Source organism: Paraneptunicella aestuarii (genome assembly GCF_019900845.1).
In the GTDB taxonomy this organism is placed as follows: domain Bacteria; phylum Pseudomonadota; class Gammaproteobacteria; order Enterobacterales; family Alteromonadaceae; genus Paraneptunicella; species Paraneptunicella aestuarii.
The window spans coordinates 639415-655181 of sequence record NZ_CP074570.1 but is presented as its reverse complement, the minus strand read 5'-3'; the positions used below and the strand labels follow the sequence as shown (position 1 = coordinate 655181).

Annotated in this window: 17 protein-coding genes; 4 read left to right on the top strand and 13 right to left on the bottom strand. The window is 44.8% G+C overall.

The window, feature by feature from the left end; all coding sequences use genetic code 11:
- Nucleotides 1-305 precede the first annotated feature (305 nt).
- Together KIH87_RS02750 and KIH87_RS02745 are read left to right on the top strand one after the other, a co-directional pair.
- Complete coding sequence (locus KIH87_RS02750; protein WP_232360014.1) at nt 306-2225, top strand: hybrid sensor histidine kinase/response regulator; 1920 nt, start codon at nt 306-308, stop codon at nt 2223-2225.
- Nucleotides 2226-2429: 204 nt separating this feature from the next.
- Nucleotides 2430-2957, top strand: coding sequence for a hypothetical protein (locus KIH87_RS02745; protein WP_232360013.1), 528 nt, complete (start codon nt 2430-2432; stop codon nt 2955-2957).
- Between the two features lie 47 nt (nt 2958-3004).
- On the opposite strand, the gene rpsQ is transcribed toward KIH87_RS02745, so the two are convergent.
- From rpsQ to KIH87_RS02685, 12 genes are all read right to left on the bottom strand, one after another.
- Nucleotides 3005-3205, bottom strand: a complete 201-nt coding sequence (gene rpsQ, locus KIH87_RS02740; protein ID WP_232361416.1) for a 30S ribosomal protein S17 — start codon at nt 3203-3205, stop codon at nt 3005-3007.
- A gap of 52 nt (nt 3206-3257) precedes the next feature.
- Nucleotides 3258-3464: a 50S ribosomal protein L29 gene (rpmC, locus tag KIH87_RS02735; RefSeq protein WP_232360012.1), complete on the bottom strand. Its 207-nt coding sequence runs from the start codon at nt 3462-3464 to the stop codon at nt 3258-3260.
- Nucleotides 3464-3877, bottom strand: a complete 414-nt coding sequence (gene rplP, locus KIH87_RS02730; RefSeq protein ID WP_232360011.1) for a 50S ribosomal protein L16 — start codon at nt 3875-3877, stop codon at nt 3464-3466. The genes rpmC and rplP overlap by 1 nt, the downstream gene beginning before the upstream one ends.
- A gap of 2 nt (nt 3878-3879) precedes the next feature.
- On the bottom strand, nt 3880-4578 hold the full coding sequence (rpsC, locus tag KIH87_RS02725) for a 30S ribosomal protein S3 (RefSeq protein WP_232360010.1): 699 nt from the start codon (nt 4576-4578) through the stop codon (nt 3880-3882).
- Between the two features lie 9 nt (nt 4579-4587).
- Nucleotides 4588-4920, bottom strand: coding sequence for a 50S ribosomal protein L22 (gene rplV, locus KIH87_RS02720; RefSeq protein WP_232360009.1), 333 nt, complete (start codon nt 4918-4920; stop codon nt 4588-4590).
- A 9-nt stretch (nt 4921-4929) separates the two neighbouring features.
- On the bottom strand, nt 4930-5205 hold the full coding sequence (rpsS, locus tag KIH87_RS02715) for a 30S ribosomal protein S19 (RefSeq protein ID WP_232360008.1): 276 nt from the start codon (nt 5203-5205) through the stop codon (nt 4930-4932).
- Between the two features lie 15 nt (nt 5206-5220).
- Nucleotides 5221-6045, bottom strand: coding sequence for a 50S ribosomal protein L2 (gene rplB, locus KIH87_RS02710; protein WP_232360007.1), 825 nt, complete (start codon nt 6043-6045; stop codon nt 5221-5223).
- A 15-nt stretch (nt 6046-6060) separates the two neighbouring features.
- On the bottom strand, nt 6061-6363 hold the full coding sequence (rplW, locus tag KIH87_RS02705; protein ID WP_232360006.1) for a 50S ribosomal protein L23: 303 nt from the start codon (nt 6361-6363) through the stop codon (nt 6061-6063).
- Nucleotides 6360-6965 (bottom strand): 50S ribosomal protein L4, encoded by a 606-nt coding sequence (gene rplD / locus KIH87_RS02700; RefSeq protein WP_232361415.1) that lies wholly within the window; start codon nt 6963-6965, stop codon nt 6360-6362. The genes rplW and rplD overlap by 4 nt, the downstream gene beginning before the upstream one ends.
- Nucleotides 6966-6981: 16 nt before the next feature.
- The gene (gene rplC, locus KIH87_RS02695; protein ID WP_232360005.1) at nt 6982-7620 is read right to left on the bottom strand and encodes a 50S ribosomal protein L3; all 639 of its coding nucleotides are present in this window, start codon (nt 7618-7620) and stop codon (nt 6982-6984) included.
- Nucleotides 7621-7638: 18 nt separating this feature from the next.
- Entirely contained in the window at nt 7639-7950 is a 312-nt protein-coding gene (gene rpsJ / locus KIH87_RS02690) for a 30S ribosomal protein S10 (RefSeq protein WP_232360004.1), read from the bottom strand.
- A 414-nt stretch (nt 7951-8364) separates the two neighbouring features.
- A complete protein-coding gene (locus KIH87_RS02685) occupies nt 8365-10467 on the bottom strand; it encodes a serine hydrolase family protein (RefSeq protein WP_232360003.1) in 2103 nt (700 codons plus the stop codon).
- 653 nt (nt 10468-11120) lie between these two features.
- On the opposite strand from KIH87_RS02685, the gene KIH87_RS02680 reads away from it, so the two are divergent.
- The gene (locus KIH87_RS02680; protein WP_232361414.1) at nt 11121-13274 is read left to right on the top strand and encodes a GspE/PulE family protein; all 2154 of its coding nucleotides are present in this window, start codon (nt 11121-11123) and stop codon (nt 13272-13274) included.
- 52 nt (nt 13275-13326) lie between these two features.
- On the opposite strand, the gene KIH87_RS02675 is transcribed toward KIH87_RS02680, so the two are convergent.
- Entirely contained in the window at nt 13327-14313 is a 987-nt protein-coding gene (locus tag KIH87_RS02675; protein ID WP_232360002.1) for an esterase/lipase family protein, read from the bottom strand.
- 163 nt (nt 14314-14476) lie between these two features.
- On the opposite strand from KIH87_RS02675, the gene KIH87_RS02670 reads away from it, so the two are divergent.
- On the top strand, nt 14477-15682 hold the full coding sequence (locus tag KIH87_RS02670; RefSeq protein WP_232360001.1) for a DUF819 family protein: 1206 nt from the start codon (nt 14477-14479) through the stop codon (nt 15680-15682).
- Nucleotides 15683-15767 lie beyond the last annotated feature (85 nt).

Here is a 15767-nt window from a genome sequence, read left to right as displayed (position 1 = left end):
CATAAATTATTAACCAATCATTTTTCAAATAGTTATCTCGATATTGTATTTTTTTTACTCTAATCACTCGCGAAATCTCAAATTATTGCCCATACTCGTGTATAAAATTTATCGGCACATTTATTACTCAAAGCGTTTTACATAAAACATTTGAGTCGAAATGCAAAAGAAAAATAAGAATAAGTGCTGAAAATTTAAAGGAAAATAATATCGGTGAATCCTTGGTGGGATAGGTGCGTAAACAAGCTGCTTAACAGCAGCCAGGTGATGTTTTTCGAGCCTGTAACAATAAAAGCAATGAAAAAGTGCAAAAATCCACCAGAAACAGAGGCGCTACGACATCCGTAGATTTAGCAGCGCTGACTGAAGAACAATATCATTCCATCAACTCCATGTCGGGTCTTGTTGTGCTTGTGGCTCATGATGGCAGAATTATTTGCAGCAATGCCAACTGGACTGAGTACACCCAAAGCCATTCTATTTTCAGTGCTGACATCAAACGTCAAAACAATTACTTCGATGTTTATAGACGCTTGAATGGCAGTAATGCTCATCATGCTTATCAAGGTATCAAGTCAGTATTGAGTGGTTCTCGCATGGGCTTTGATATGGATTTCATATGCCAGCTTACTCAAACACGATTTCAAATGCGGGTAACGCCGCTTTTACAAGCTCATCATATTCAGGCTGTGGTGATATCGCATGATGAGGTATTGCCAGAGCATCATGTCACTCACCACGACGTAATCGCAGGAAAGTGTTATCAGGCACTATTCGATTCCTTGTCTGATGGTGTCATGGTGGTTGATTTACCTTGCGGCACAATACGCCAGTGCAACGAGGCGATTGCAAACTTTACCGGCTACAAGCTTCATGAGTTGATAGGCCGTACTTTTTGGAGTATTACCCCGGACAAATGGCACGATTTTGAACGCTCGCTGGTCATAGAAGAGCTCTCAACCAAAGGTTATATCGAAGAGTTCGAGAAGGAATACATTCATCAAGATGGTTCTCTTATCCCGGTTTCTTTGCAATGTTGGCCTTTATTAGATCATCAGGGAAATCTGGTTGCAGCATGGGCGATAATCAAAGACCTGACAGAGAAAAAACGCCGCGAACAGGAAGCGCAACAAATTCAAAAAATGCAAGCGCTAGGAACCTTGTCGGGTGGCATCGCCCATGAATTTAATAACATTCTGGCAATTATTCTGGCTAACTCGGAATTATTAAGTTCGAAGTTCTCAGAAAGTGCTGACGAAAAGGAACATATTAATAGTGTGATAAGTGCGACTGAACGCGCTTCTGCTCTAGTAAATCAAATTCTTGCTTTTAGTCGACTTGATGGCTTTACCTTGACAACAACAGAACTTTCAAAGGTTGTTAATTCGGCGCTAAAAATGGTAGTAACCAATCTTCCCAAGCACATTACCATGGACTGTGATCTGCCTCATGAACCTATTCATGCCTTAGCAAATGACGCACAAATCCAGCAAATCATCTTTAACTTATGTACAAACGCAATACAGGAATTAGGCAATAGCCCTGGTCATATTCATATTGAACTGCATGCTTTACAGGAAAATATGTATGGTTCTCCTCATATTAGATTAAGTGTTAGTGATACCGGCCGGGGAATTTCTGTGCAAAACATGTCTCAAATATTCGAGCCTTTTTACACTACCAAACCAGCGGGGCAAGGATCGGGATTAGGCTTGTCGGTTGTTAAGGGAATCGTTAATCGCCATTCTGGAAAAATATATGTTGAAAGCTCACCAGGAGAAGGGACGCAGTTTCATATCGACATTCCGGTTTTGGATGATATCGATGAACAGGAAAACCAGACAATGAACCACTCGGTCGGAATATCTGACAAGCATGTGCTTATTGTGGAAGAAAATGCGTCACTGGCACAAATTTATGAAACCTATTTCAAACAGTTGGGGTGTCAAGTCACGGTTTGTGGTGATGGAAACAGCGCTTTATCACTATGCAAAGAGAAGATAGCTAGCGTAGACCTGATATTTACAGACGAGTCGTTGTCGGGTATTTCAGGATCGCAATTTGTCTCAGAAATTCGCAGTCTATGCAGGCAAACTCCCATAGCCATGGTGACGAATCAACAATCCGCGATCAATATCAAAATAAAGAATGAAATCCAGCATTGGTTTGTAAAACCCGTATCACGACAAAATATTAGAGCCTGCATGTCGGAATTCATGTATTAGACATTTGGTTTATAACAGGTTGTTTATGCTGATTGAGTATGAGGCAAGCACGAATGATATAACGCCAAGGTAGTTATAGAGCAGCAGATATATTAAAAAGAACTTATGGAGTGACTGATATTTACCAAAGTGGGTGAGAATTTATTTTCGCAAATTGTCATAATGACGATCCTGATGCACAACAATTTCCTTAATGGAGATCAGATGAAAAACGAGCAAGCATGGCAAGACCCTCTTATAAAAGATACCTTTGACCGGGTTCGTTACAATCTCAACAAAGTGCTAACTCGCGACATTCATTATCTGGGCGACAACTCTATGGACGTGGATTTTGTGTTCCCAGTTTTCCATAAAGTCACTGACGACATGCATTACGTTTCCGGCATTCAAATGACAGAAGCCATTTTTGAAGGCGCTTTTTTGCTTATCGCTAAAATTTCGGAATTGGGAACATTCCCATTAAACGTTGATAAGAAGTGGCTGAAATCTCAATTGATTAACTGGATTATCGCCAGGCAGGATGTGAAATATAAACGCATGATCCTGACCGGACAGACAGAAACGCTCAACTTTACCATTAAGGATGGTAGTGTCCGAAAAATAAGACAACAGTTTTACTGTTTAACTCAGGAAGTAAAAGGATTTGTTGAAGGTGAAATAAAGATCATGTTGCCCTGCCCACAACGAAAGATACCTTCAGAATCACTGCTTGAAGCTCAACAGGAAGCATAAAAAAACGCCACTAAAGTGGCGTTTTTTAAAGCTTAACAGCAACTAACTTATGCTTTAGTTACAACGTCAACCAACATCCAGTTTTTAGACTTGGACAGAGGACGACATTCACGAATAGTGACTACGTCACCTTCTTGGCATTGATTAGTTTCGTCATGAGCGTGCAGTTTAGTTGTACGCTTGATGAATTTACCGTAGATAGGGTGCTTCACCTTACGCTCAACAGCAACAGTGATAGTTTTATCCATCTTGTTGCTTACCACACGACCTTGGACCGTACGAATGTTTTGCTCAGTCACTTTACACTCCAGTAGAAGGCGCACCTGCCTTCTCAGTCAGAATGGTTTTAACACGCGCGATATTACGACGCACTTCTTTCAGTTGGTTGGTTTTTTCCAACTGACCAGTACTGTGTTGCATACGAAGACTGAATTGTTCACGCAGCAAGTTTTTCAACTCAGCGTTCAATTCTTCAACATTCTTTTCTCTTAATTCAGCTGTATTCATTACATCACCGTCCGAGTTACAAATGTGGTCTTAAACGGCAGTTTTGCAGCTGCAAGTCCGAATGCTTCGCGAGCCAATTCTTCTGGCACACCTTCCATCTCGTATAACATGCGTCCAGGTTGGATCTGGCAAACCCAGTATTCAACGCTACCTTTACCTTTACCTTGACGTACTTCCAAAGGCTTTTGAGTAATAGGTTTGTCTGGGAATACGCGGATCCAGATTTTACCTTGACGTTTAACGTGACGAGTCATCGCACGACGAGCTGCCTCGATTTGACGTGCAGTCATACGTCCACGAGCAACCGCTTTAAGACCGTACGTTCCGAAGCTTACTTTGCTTCCGGAAACCGCGATACCACGGTTACGACCTTTATGTTGCTTACGAAATTTCGTTCTTTTAGGTTGTAACATGATTAGCTACCTCTCTTTCCAGAACGCTGTTTCTTCTTAGGTTGAGCAGGTTGCTCTTGTTGAGTAGGCAAGCCACCCAATACTTCACCCTTGAAGATCCACACTTTGATACCGATGATACCGTAAGTGGTCAATGCTTCAGAAGTTGCGTAGTCGATGTCAGCACGGAAAGTGTGCAAAGGTACACGACCTTCACGATACCATTCAGTACGTGCAATCTCTGCACCGCCCAAACGACCACTTACTTCCACTTTGATACCTTTAGCGCCTAGTCTCATTGCGTTTTGTACCGCACGCTTCATAGCACGACGGAACATAACACGACGCTCTAGCTGGCTAGCGATGCTATCGCCTACCAATTGTGCGTCCAACTCAGGCTTGCGTACTTCAGCAATGTTAATTTGAGCAGGAACACCCGCCAAATTAGATACATGCTTACGCAATACTTCTACGTCTTCACCTTTCTTACCGATAACAACACCTGGGCGAGCAGTGTGAATAGTCACACGAATGCTCTTGGCAGGACGCTCGATAACGATTTTGGAAAGAGAAGCGTTCTTCAATTTCTTGGTCAAATACTGACGAACCTGATGATCAGAATACAGGTTGTCGGCATACTCTTTAGTATTAGCGTACCAGGTAGAAGTCCATGGTTTGCTGATACCCAGGCGTATGCCCGTAGGATGTACCTTCTGTCCCATTATCTACTCCTAGTTATCCGCGACTACTACCGTGATATGGCTGGTGCGCTTGAAAATACGATCAGCGCGGCCTTTAGCACGGGTCTTAATGCGTTTCATTGTTGGGCCTTCATTGACGAAAATCTTGGCGACTTTTAACTCGTCAATATCGGCACCTTCGTTGTGCTCGGCGTTAGCGATTGCAGACTCTAGAACTTTCTTAACCAGAGCTGATGCTTTGCGTGGGCTATAAGCCAACACTTCCAACGCTTTTTCAACATGTAAACCGCGAATTTGATCTGCTACCAAACGCGCTTTTTGAGCTGAAGTACGAGCGTGACGATGAGTTGCTAATGCTTCCATTGTCTCCCCCTATCGCTTAGCTTTCTTATCGGCCACATGGCCTTTATAAGTACGCGTTGGCGCAAATTCGCCCAATTTATGGCCAACCATTTCGTCAGATACGAAAACTGGAACGTGCTGTCGACCGTTATGGACCGCAATGGTCAACCCAATCATATCTGGGATGATCATAGAACGACGAGACCAAGTTTTAATTGGCTTCTTGTCGCCATTTTCCACTGCAGCCTCTACCTTCTTCAACAAGTGCAGGTCAATAAAAGGACCTTTCTTGAGAGAACGTGGCATGGTGAATCCTCGCTATTACTTGTTACGACGACGTACGATAGACTTATCAGTACGCTTGTTCTTACGGGTCTTGGCACCTTTAGTAGGTTTACCCCACGGAGATACCGGATGACGACCACCAGAGGTACGGCCTTCACCACCACCATGTGGGTGATCAACCGGGTTCATGGCAACACCACGAACTGTCGGTTTAATACCACGCCAACGGCTGGCACCAGCTTTACCCAATGAACGTAGCATGTGCTCTGCATTACCAACTTCACCAATGGTGGCACGGCAATCAGCAGGAACTCTACGTACCTCGCCAGAGCGCATACGTAATGTTACGTTAGCACCTTCGCGAGCTAGAATCTGTACGTATGCACCAGCAGAACGAGCCATTTGAGCGCCTTTGCCCGGCTTCATCTCTACTGCGTGAACAACAGAACCAACAGGAATATTGCGCATTGGCAAAGTATTACCTGCTTTAATAGGCGCACCAGCACCAGACTGAACCTGATCGCCAGCCTTCATGCCTTTAGCAGCCAAAATGTAACGACGCTCACCATCTGCGTACAACACCAAAGCGATGTTTGCAGAGCGGTTAGGATCATATTCCAAACGTTCAACTTTCGCAGGAATACCGTCTTTGTTACGTTTGAAGTCAACCAAACGATAGTGTTGCTTATGACCACCGCCGATATGGCGAGTAGTAATGCGACCACTATTGTTACGACCGCCAGTTTTACCTTTCTTCTCGACCAAAGGAGCGTAAGGGGCGCCTTTGTGAAGGTCTGGGTTCACCACTTTTACAAGGTGACGGCGACCTGCCGAAGTTGGTTTAGTTTTAACTAATGCCATCTCTATAGCCCCCTATTACTCGCCAGCACCGACGAAATCGATATCGTGACCATCTTTCAAAGACACATAAGCCTTTTTCCAATCGCTACGCTTACCCATTCTCATGCCATGGCGCTTAACTTTACCTTTGGTGTTGACTGTACGAACAGAATCAACTTCTACTTCGAACAACTTCTCAACAGCCTGTTTAATTTCGGTTTTGTTAGCGTTTTTCAATACCTTGAAAATAACAGTGTTGTTATTCTCAGCAGATAAAGTCGCCTTTTCCGAAATGTGTGGGGCAAGGATAACTTTAAGTAGACGTTCTTCGTTTATCATGCCAACGCCTCCTCTAATTGCTTAACAGCTTCTTTAGTCATCAAAACTTTTTCGAAAGCAATCAAGCTAACCGGGTCAATGCCTTGAACATCACGAACGTCAACTTTGTATAAGTTACGTGCAGACAAGAACAAGTTCTCATCAACTTCCGGAGTTACGATTAATACATCTTTAAGCTCCAGCGCGTTAAGCTTGCTTAACAAAGCCTTGGTTTTAGGCTCTTCAACGCTAAAGTTTTCGACAACTACCAAACGCTCTTGACGAACTAATTCAGACAAGATGCTTTTGATCGCGCCGCGATACATTTTACGGTTTACTTTCTGGCTGTGATCTTGAGGCTTAGCTGCGAAAGCTACGCCACCAGTACGCCAGATTGGGCTACGAATAGTACCTGCACGAGCACGGCCTGTACCTTTCTGACGCCAAGGCTTCTTACCGCCACCGCTTACTTCAGAACGAGTCTTTTGAGCACGAGTGCCTTGACGAGCACCAGCAGCAAAAGCAACAACTACCTGATGAACCAACGCTTCGTTAAACTCGCGTCCAAAAGTAGCTTCTGAAACTTCAAGTGCGCCTTGCGCATCTTTTAATGCTAATTCCATCATCTATCTCCCGACGTTACAGCTTAACAGCAGGTTTAACGATGACGTCACCGCCAGTTGCACCCGGAATAGCCCCCTTAACTAAAAGAAGGTTGTTTTCCAAGTCAACGCGAACGACTTCCAAAGATTGCACAGTCACCTGTTTGTTACCCATTTGACCTGCCATCTTCTTACCTTTAAATACGCGACCCGGTGTTTGGTTTTGACCAATTGAACCAGGAGCGCGGTGAGACAAAGAGTTACCATGCGTTTGACGCTGACCACTGAAGTTCCAGCGTTTAATTGCACCTTGGAAACCTTTACCCTTTGAAGTACCTGTAACGTCTACTTTTTTAGCATCGTTGAAGATTTCAACAGTGATTTCACTGCCAACCGCAATGCCTTCGCCTTCGTTACCAGCCAAACGGAATTCCCACAAGCCACGGCCCGCTTCAACACCAGCTTTACCATAGTGTCCAGCTTCTGCCTTGTTTACGCGGTTTGCTTTTTTAGCACCTGCAGTTACCTGCAAAGCACTGTATCCGTCAGTCTCTTCTGTACGAAGCTGAGTAACACGATTAGGTGTCGCTTCAATAACAGTAACTGGAACAGAACCACCATCTTCAGTGAAGATGCGAGTCATGCCCACTTTACGACCGATAAGACCAATCGCCATTATTTACACCCTCTCTCGTTAGCCTAAGCTGATTTGAACATCAACGCCGGCTGCCAAGTCCAATCTCATCAATGCGTCCACTGTTTTGTCGGTAGGCTCAATGATGTCTACCAAACGCTTGTGAGTGCGAATTTCATACTGATCACGTGCATCTTTATTCACGTGAGGAGAAATCAAAACTGTGTAGCGCTCTTTGCGCGTAGGTAATGGGATAGGCCCACTAACTTGCGCACCGGTACGTTTGGCAGTGTCTACGATCTCTGCAGTAGACTGATCGATCAACTTGTGATCAAACGCCTTTAAGCGAATACGAATTCTTTGATTTGCCATCGACCAAAGCTCCAAGCGAAAAAGAACAAAAAAATACATACTCAACCTACCCATACACCGGGGGTGAGAATGCGTGATTAACGTTGACCCCCAATCGGGGTCCTGTTGTATACGTTTTCCTGCCTACACTTACCTATTTACATAAATAACTGAGTGGGAAAACGGCACTAAACTGTAAGTTAGACAGTGCAGTGGGCGCGTATTATACGCACGTGTATATTTTATGCAAGTACGCTTTACGATTATTTTTAACAGGATTAAGGCTACGAGAGGAAGTCTATAAAAAGACATAAAGGGGAAGAGATATAAAAGGAACAAAAGCAGAAAGGCGCTGCTCCAGAAGAAAGGGGTCGAAGATAATCTTCGTTTCTGAACCAGCGCCTTGTAACTGTGATTAAAACGTCTCAGGAATGCTTAGTTTACCGGACAAGCACTACTGATATTATTGAACACATCATTAATCGTATTCACAAAGCCAATACCACCACCATCGGTAAGCTGAGTAATGATAACTTCGGGCATGATCACCGTTGTATGACCACCATATCCCGACATAATGGGAATTTGAGTTTGACTACCACAAGCACTCATCGCTGTCGCTGCGCCAGCATGGTAACGCCAGAAGCCATTGTCATAATTGAAGTTCGTCAACTGAGCATACAGCCCCTTACTCGCGCCACTTAACACTTCATTGACCATAGTGGCATCGAGATCCCCTGCACTTGCCGCTTCATCTCGCAAGTATTGCGCAATACGAACCACATCGTTTAGGGTCAGAGATAGCCCATATCCACCCCAGGCATCAAGTGTATCGCTAGTGCGTTGAATACCGCGAATGTAATGGCTCAGACCGATGCGATCATAGATAGGAACCAGAATGTCATTGAAAGCTTCCCCACTCTGACGGTTATTAACATATTTCGCCGCCGCATAGCCTACCAACTCAGTGTCGGTGGTGTGGTATACGTGATAGGTTCCTGGTGTCGTCTTTTTAGGCCAGCCATTACAAGCAAAGTCGGCTCGTGCAGTTCGAGTGGATTGCTCAAAGAATCCCGACACAATGGCAGAACTTCCTTCATCCACTTCATAACGGTTTGAGGTGTAGTTGCCTGTTGCCATATCCAACGCATGTTCAACCGTTACGCCATTCCAGCGACTATCACTGCACTCAGGCACAAGATCTTTTATCAGCTGGTTTTTAAATCCCGGATAACGCTTTTCAACAGCCGCAACCGCCATAAAGGCATGGATCGACTTGGTGAAAGAATAAATACCAATGGTTTTTTCACTACAATAAGGATGCGACCCATAACGCGTACCGCAGCCATCCATATAACTGGTGCCATTAACCAACACGCTATAGCCGTTTAAGTCTGCAGGGGCGATCGCATATCCATAGTTACTCAAATTAACCCTAGGATAATCCACCGCTAAATCGGCGAGAGGCTTAGTAGGAATGCGAGCGGCTTCTTCAGCATTTCTTGCAGAAACCACATCAGCCTTGGTAGCAATAGTTTGTGCCGTGTAAGTACCGTTTAGCGCACCATAAAATTCAAAGCCATAGAAAATACAGGTTTCAGCAACATTCTGTACCTGAACATTAGAAATGGAACCGTCATTTTTAAATAAGAAGGTCGCCAAGCCGTTATGCTCACAATTCGTGTTGTTTTGCTTCAGCGTGTAAGGAAATGCCGCTCGGGTATAGCCGTTATCAGCAGCTTCATCCCATACAGCACCGACGCCAGCAGTAATAGACCAGGCACCATTGCCGATGAAACCATGCCCACGATCAACCGGGATTAAACGATTACCATCCTGAACGAACTGTTTGTCGAACAAAGGCCAGTTTTGATAGCCAGTAGGTAAATCCCCCGTCACACCGTAATTTTTCTGGAATACCGGATTGCCCGAAATCTGCAAGCGTCCTTCAAACGTGTTGGCAGTTATTCCAGTGCCATTAGGCGCAAAGGCAGAAGTAGAATAGGTTTGAGCAGCACTACTCATCAATTGAGCATAAGTGGCTTCGGCTCTTGGGACACCACCTGAAATCGGCTCCACGCTAATATTGTCAAAGTAACAATCATCAGAGTTGATATTGCCCCCTGCGCGTAAACGAATAGTTAATTGAGTATTGTCAAACGATCCATTCGACACAGAAAACGAATTGCGCTCGCTATTATCCTGACCATTATTTAGCTGCCCCAGTAGCACCCAGTTTGCCGAGCCTTTAGCTTCCGCAACACAGGTTTCCCCACTTTCCAACGATGCAGCCATCATCTCAAGAGAAATAACAATGTCGCTCTGACCTGTGGTGCTTACCTGAGTAGTTGCCGAAGCCGTATTCGCCAAATTCAACATAAGGCTACCGGATTTACTGACAACACCAGAATCCCCAGTACCCCCAATAGTCCAGGCACTGGCGCCATTTTCAAAATCTTCTTCGAATATAGGAGCACTTAAGGTGCTACAACTCACTAACCCCATCATTACAGATAGTAGAAGTCGCTGTTTTTTCATTTTAATACCTCGCGAACCGTCAACATTTGTTTTAAACAGTGATACGAGAGAGTCGCTCTCATATACCATGATTATTATTTTTACTTGTTAACCGATCGCATTAGCGAATCCCAGAGACTATTGAGCTTAATAAGTCATCCCTATACCGATAGTGATCGTTTCCAAACCTTGTCATTAATTGATCCATTTTCGTTTTAAATATGAGCAAACAGATCGGTTAAGTTTTAATCCTATCGAAAGCAACGGGAATGTTTAGCACCAGATTTGATTAAGTATTAGTGCCAGTTTGACAACAGAATTTCCTCTTCTTTTTCAAGAGTGGCTTTAATCACAGAGGAAAATGCTGTTATATTTCAGGAAGATTTATTCGAGGAGTCATACTCCTGGTGGTGAAATAGCGTGTATTTAACCTGATTAAAACACTCGCCATACGCTATATTAGATACTAAGCCGAGATATTAAAGTGTACGTAGTCCGTCGATATATGCATCAAACAAATACTCAAATTATTCAAGAGCCGTTCGCTTTTGTCAGACGGAAATGCGCTTCTTTGATAAACAGAATTTATGGATGAAATGATGTTAACTGAAGCCAATTCACAGGATGAAATTCTTAGTCAGATAGACACTTATCTGGAAGAGCATGAAACACTCATGGATGCTTACCAGAAGCTGGAACCGCTGATGTTAAAGCTATTCCAGGTTGAGCGTATGAGTATTTTCCAGCGTCGCCGTCAACACCAGGATTTAGTGGCTCGTTTTAAAACCGGAAACGAAATTCGCGAAATCAAAGTACCGATTAGCCCTCAATCTATCGCGGGTTATGTCGCGTTAAGCCAACTTCCGTTAGTGATAAGCGACCCTTACGATGCACAAGAGCTTAGTAAGATACATCCTCGCTTAAAGTTTGCAGACAAATTCGATAAATCCAGTTCTTTCACCACTCGCAATATCCTTTGCGTTCCCATACTAAACGCAGACGTTCTGATGGGCGTCGTTCAGTTTATCAATAAACAGAAAGGCGACTTTAACGACAAGGATCTGGAACTCGCTCGACAACTCGCCGATATGCTTGGCAACAAATTCCGCTTTGAACTGGGTGGCACCAAGCAACCGTTTCAATATCTGATTCATCGTAATCTGATCAGCGAAGCGGAACTAAACCAATTACTCGAAAGCAGCAAAGATTCCCGACAAATCATTCAGCGTCTAACCTCAGAATATCGAGTGGCAGAAGAAGAAATAGGCCACGCTCTGTCGGTTCATTATCAAGTCCCTTACTTAAGTTATTTGCCCGACAAATATCATCTGTACCAGGGTGAAAGCCGACTTAACCTGTCTTATTTAAAACGCAATCTGGTCGCGGTTATTGCCGATGCCGCAGAAAATCCCGTCGTGTTAATGGCTGAGCCCAATAATGCCGCGCTTCTGATGGAAGTAGAGCGCGCTCTGGGCATAGATAGCTATGAAATTTCCGCAGGTTTGCCCAATGACATACTGCAATACTTGGGCGAAGCCACTGGCGGCAGCCGAGGCCCCGGCGAAATGGATGAAATCCTCGATGAGATTAGCACCAGTGCCGATGAATTTGATGAGCAATCCGATGAGCTTTCCGACGATGCCCCTGCTGTAGTGCGCCTTGTAAGCAGGATCTTGCACGACGCCAAACGTATGGATGCCTCTGATATTCACATCGACCCAGAAAAGAACGCGCCGACACGGGTCAGAATGCGTGTGGATGGTGTCTGTCGAGACATCACCCAAGTACCGGCGTCGCACCACAGTGCCGTTATTGCTCGTATCAAAATTATGTCGAACTTGAACATTGCTGAAAAGCGTGTGCCTCAAGACGGCAAGCTCGCCTTTAGAATGCAAGGCAAACCCGTTGAAGTGCGTGTTGCCACCATTCCGACCGTTGCAGGTGAAGGTGTGGTTATGCGTATTTTGGCTGCCGGTGGTGCAATGCCCATCGAAAAGCTGAATATGAGCCCGCACAATTTGGAAAACCTGCAAAACATGGTGAAAAAACCCCATGGTATTTTGCTGGTTGTAGGCCCGACTGGTTCTGGTAAAACCACCACATTGCATGCGGTACTGGGTTATTTGAATACGCCGGAAAAGAAAATCTGGACGGCAGAAGATCCGGTGGAAATCACCCAGCCCGGATTACAACAAGTGCAAGTCAGCCCTAAAATTGGCTTCACTTTCGCCAGTGCTTTAAGGGCCTTTTTGCGTGCCGACCCTGATATTATCCTGATCGGTGAGATGCGTGACAAAGAAACCGCACACGCTGGTATAGAAGCTTCTCTTACAGGTCACTTGGTATTATCAACCCTGCATACCAACTCCGCACCAGAAACCATTACCCGTTTATTGGATTTGGGGCTGGATCCGGTGAACTTTTCCGATGCCTGTGTCGGTATCCTGGCGCAACGTTTAATTCGTACCCTTTGCCCTGATTGCAAAGAAACCTATGAGGCAAGCGAAACCGACATTGGCTTTATCAAGCGCCAGTACGGTGAAGAGCACCTAAAAGAACTGAATTTGCCCTCGCCCTTAATGCTGCATAGAGGCAAAGGTTGCGATACTTGTGGCGGCACAGGTTACAAGGGAAGAACAGGCGTCCATGAACTACTCACGATGACGCCAGAACTGAGAGCTTTGGTCTATAAGGAAGCGTCGGTTTCCGACATGAAAGCCCAGGCAACCAAAGATGGCATGAGAACCTTGATTCAAGATGGCATCTACAAAGTCATAAAAGGCGATACCGACATAGCTCAGGTTCAAATTATTTCTGGTACAGAGTAAAAAGCCTTAGAAATCCCCTTCAAACGATGTGCTTGTAATCGTCACAAGCACATTACTTCTGAGTTTTAGGCGGCAATATCAGACTGCCCTTTCTTGAACGTTGCGCATCTGCCATACCAGATTTGACCTGACCCGATATCTCACTAAATGTATCCGGAACGTAATATCTATGACTGGTCGCTAACGCTTTCCCCTTCGGGACAACATTAGTGGCATTGATATTTTTCACTTTCGGATCAGTCGATTCAATACGACGATTAGCGTGAGTACGTTGAGTAATACCACTCGTGGTCTTCTTATCCTTAGCCGTTCTAAAGATGTTCGTGTTGTTTCCCACTCCCGCATAGTGGGTTTGCACCCTATCATTACGCGAATAAACGTTATGGATATCACCTTGAACGTGTGCAATGGCGTCGCTATTCCACACGGTATTTTGTCCACCTTTTCTGAACTGCGGCGTTCCCAATAGCATGACAGAAGAAACCGATTCACCTTCGTTCATTTGTTGCAATGCCCTACCCGCAACATTTCCTCCATGACTGTGAGCAATGAGATTCACATTCGTATCAGGATGCTTTGCTTTGAAATCTCGAATACTTTGCAGTAGTTCAGTGGCTCCTTTTTCCCGAGCTTTTGACGTAGCCGCACCACTCCATGCGAAAGTACTGTATGTAGTTTTAGAGCCATAATGTGACTTGGCTAAATGCGCAAATTCACTTTCAGGTCTCGCATAGCCCGGATTTTGTAAGGCTCTATCTTTCGCGCCTGTACCGTGAATAAACATGACGTGTTCCCGCGGTGGAGCTACAGGTGGATTATCTAAATGTCTTCTCTGCCAATTATTGGCAGGTGGAGGCGGCGCAGCATCGTGAGCCCCTTGTCGTTGCGCTTCTTGAGAACCAGTTTGATGAGCGCCTATTTGTTGAGAGCCTCGATGCAAGCTCATAGACTGCGATCGTTGGTGTTGTCGGTTCTGCGCATCCGAATGCTCAGTACCTCTATGCAATGAGACTGAATGCGACCGCTGTTCTTTATTCATCGTCTTTACCTCTGGATTCCAATTCTAAACAGGTCGGTTTTTAAACAGTGGCACAGTTTTATACTAAGTCAATCAAATTTACGGGAGCTATAGAAAAATAACGCCCAGCATGGCTTAATATCTCGTTCCAAGAATAATAACCAATAATGAAGACTGGATCGCCATGACAGAAATCAGTTTAATACCGGCAGACCAACACTTTGCTGTCGCAGCCGCTCTCTTTGCCATTGCATTCTTTGGCTTTTGGGCAGAAAGAAAACCTTGGGGAGCATTAGTCACCGGAACCGTATGGTCAATCCTTGGCGCTATCGTTGCTTCCAATATTGGACTCATTCCCAAAGATGCGCCAGCTTACGGGTTCGTATTTAAATATCTGGTTCCTGCACTGATTCCACTGTTTTTAATTAACGCCAATATCAAACGTATTCTCTTTGAAAGTGGCCGTGTCGGCATTGCCTTTGTACTTGCCTGTATTGGCACATCGGTGGGCGCGATTGTGGGAGTTCAATTACTGGATCTGGGAGCCAGAGAAGGCGATTTGGCAGGCATATTCACTGCTACATACACCGGCGGCTCAGTTAACTACGCAGCAGTTATCCAGTCGACCGGGTTTGACGATGCCAATATTATCTCTGCGGCAACGGCTGTAGATAACTTAATGAGCGCTTTGTTTTTAGCTGGATTAGCCATATTACCAGCCTCTAAATGGTTGATGTCTAAATACGCAGAGCGCAACCACCAGCAAGCAGAATTTCTCAATAAAAAAGAAGTAAAAGGTGAGGTAACAGGATTCAGTATTGCTGCAGCACTGACGTTCTCCCTCTCGGTCGTCGCCCTTTCCGATATTTTGGTGGCCTGGTTAGACACCCTAACCGATAACTTCGATGTTTCGCGCTTACGTTATGTATTCATCACCTTTTTAGCCATTATTCCTGCCACTTTCTTCCCCAAGCACACGGCGAAAATGCATGGAGCAGAAACGCTGGGACTGGTTTTCGCTTTTGCTTTTTTTGCAGCCATCGCGGCAGGAGCAGACATCACAAAACTGATTAACGTAGCCCCAATACTATTGGCCTTTGTGAGTATCATTCTATTAATTCACGCTATCTTTGTATTAGGGCTTGGCAGTTTAATATCTCAAATAGCCCAGAAAACGTCGGCAAATCCTCATAAGAATCTGTTCGCCCTATCATTGCCTGAGCTGATCACGGCTTCCAATGCGGCAATATTAGGCGCGACCACTGCACCTGCCTTAGCCATGGCCAGAGGCTGGCCAGCACTGGCAACACCCGGCATATTGGCTGGGGTGGCAGGTTATATTGTTGGAACGCCTTTAGGTATTGCTATCGCGGCAATGTTTGCACCGTAAAATTTGCCAAGGCGCATAAACAAAAAGCCTTGCGTGAAAGCAAGGCTTTTTGTCTGAATTGGATTTCAAATTAGACTGCGTTGAA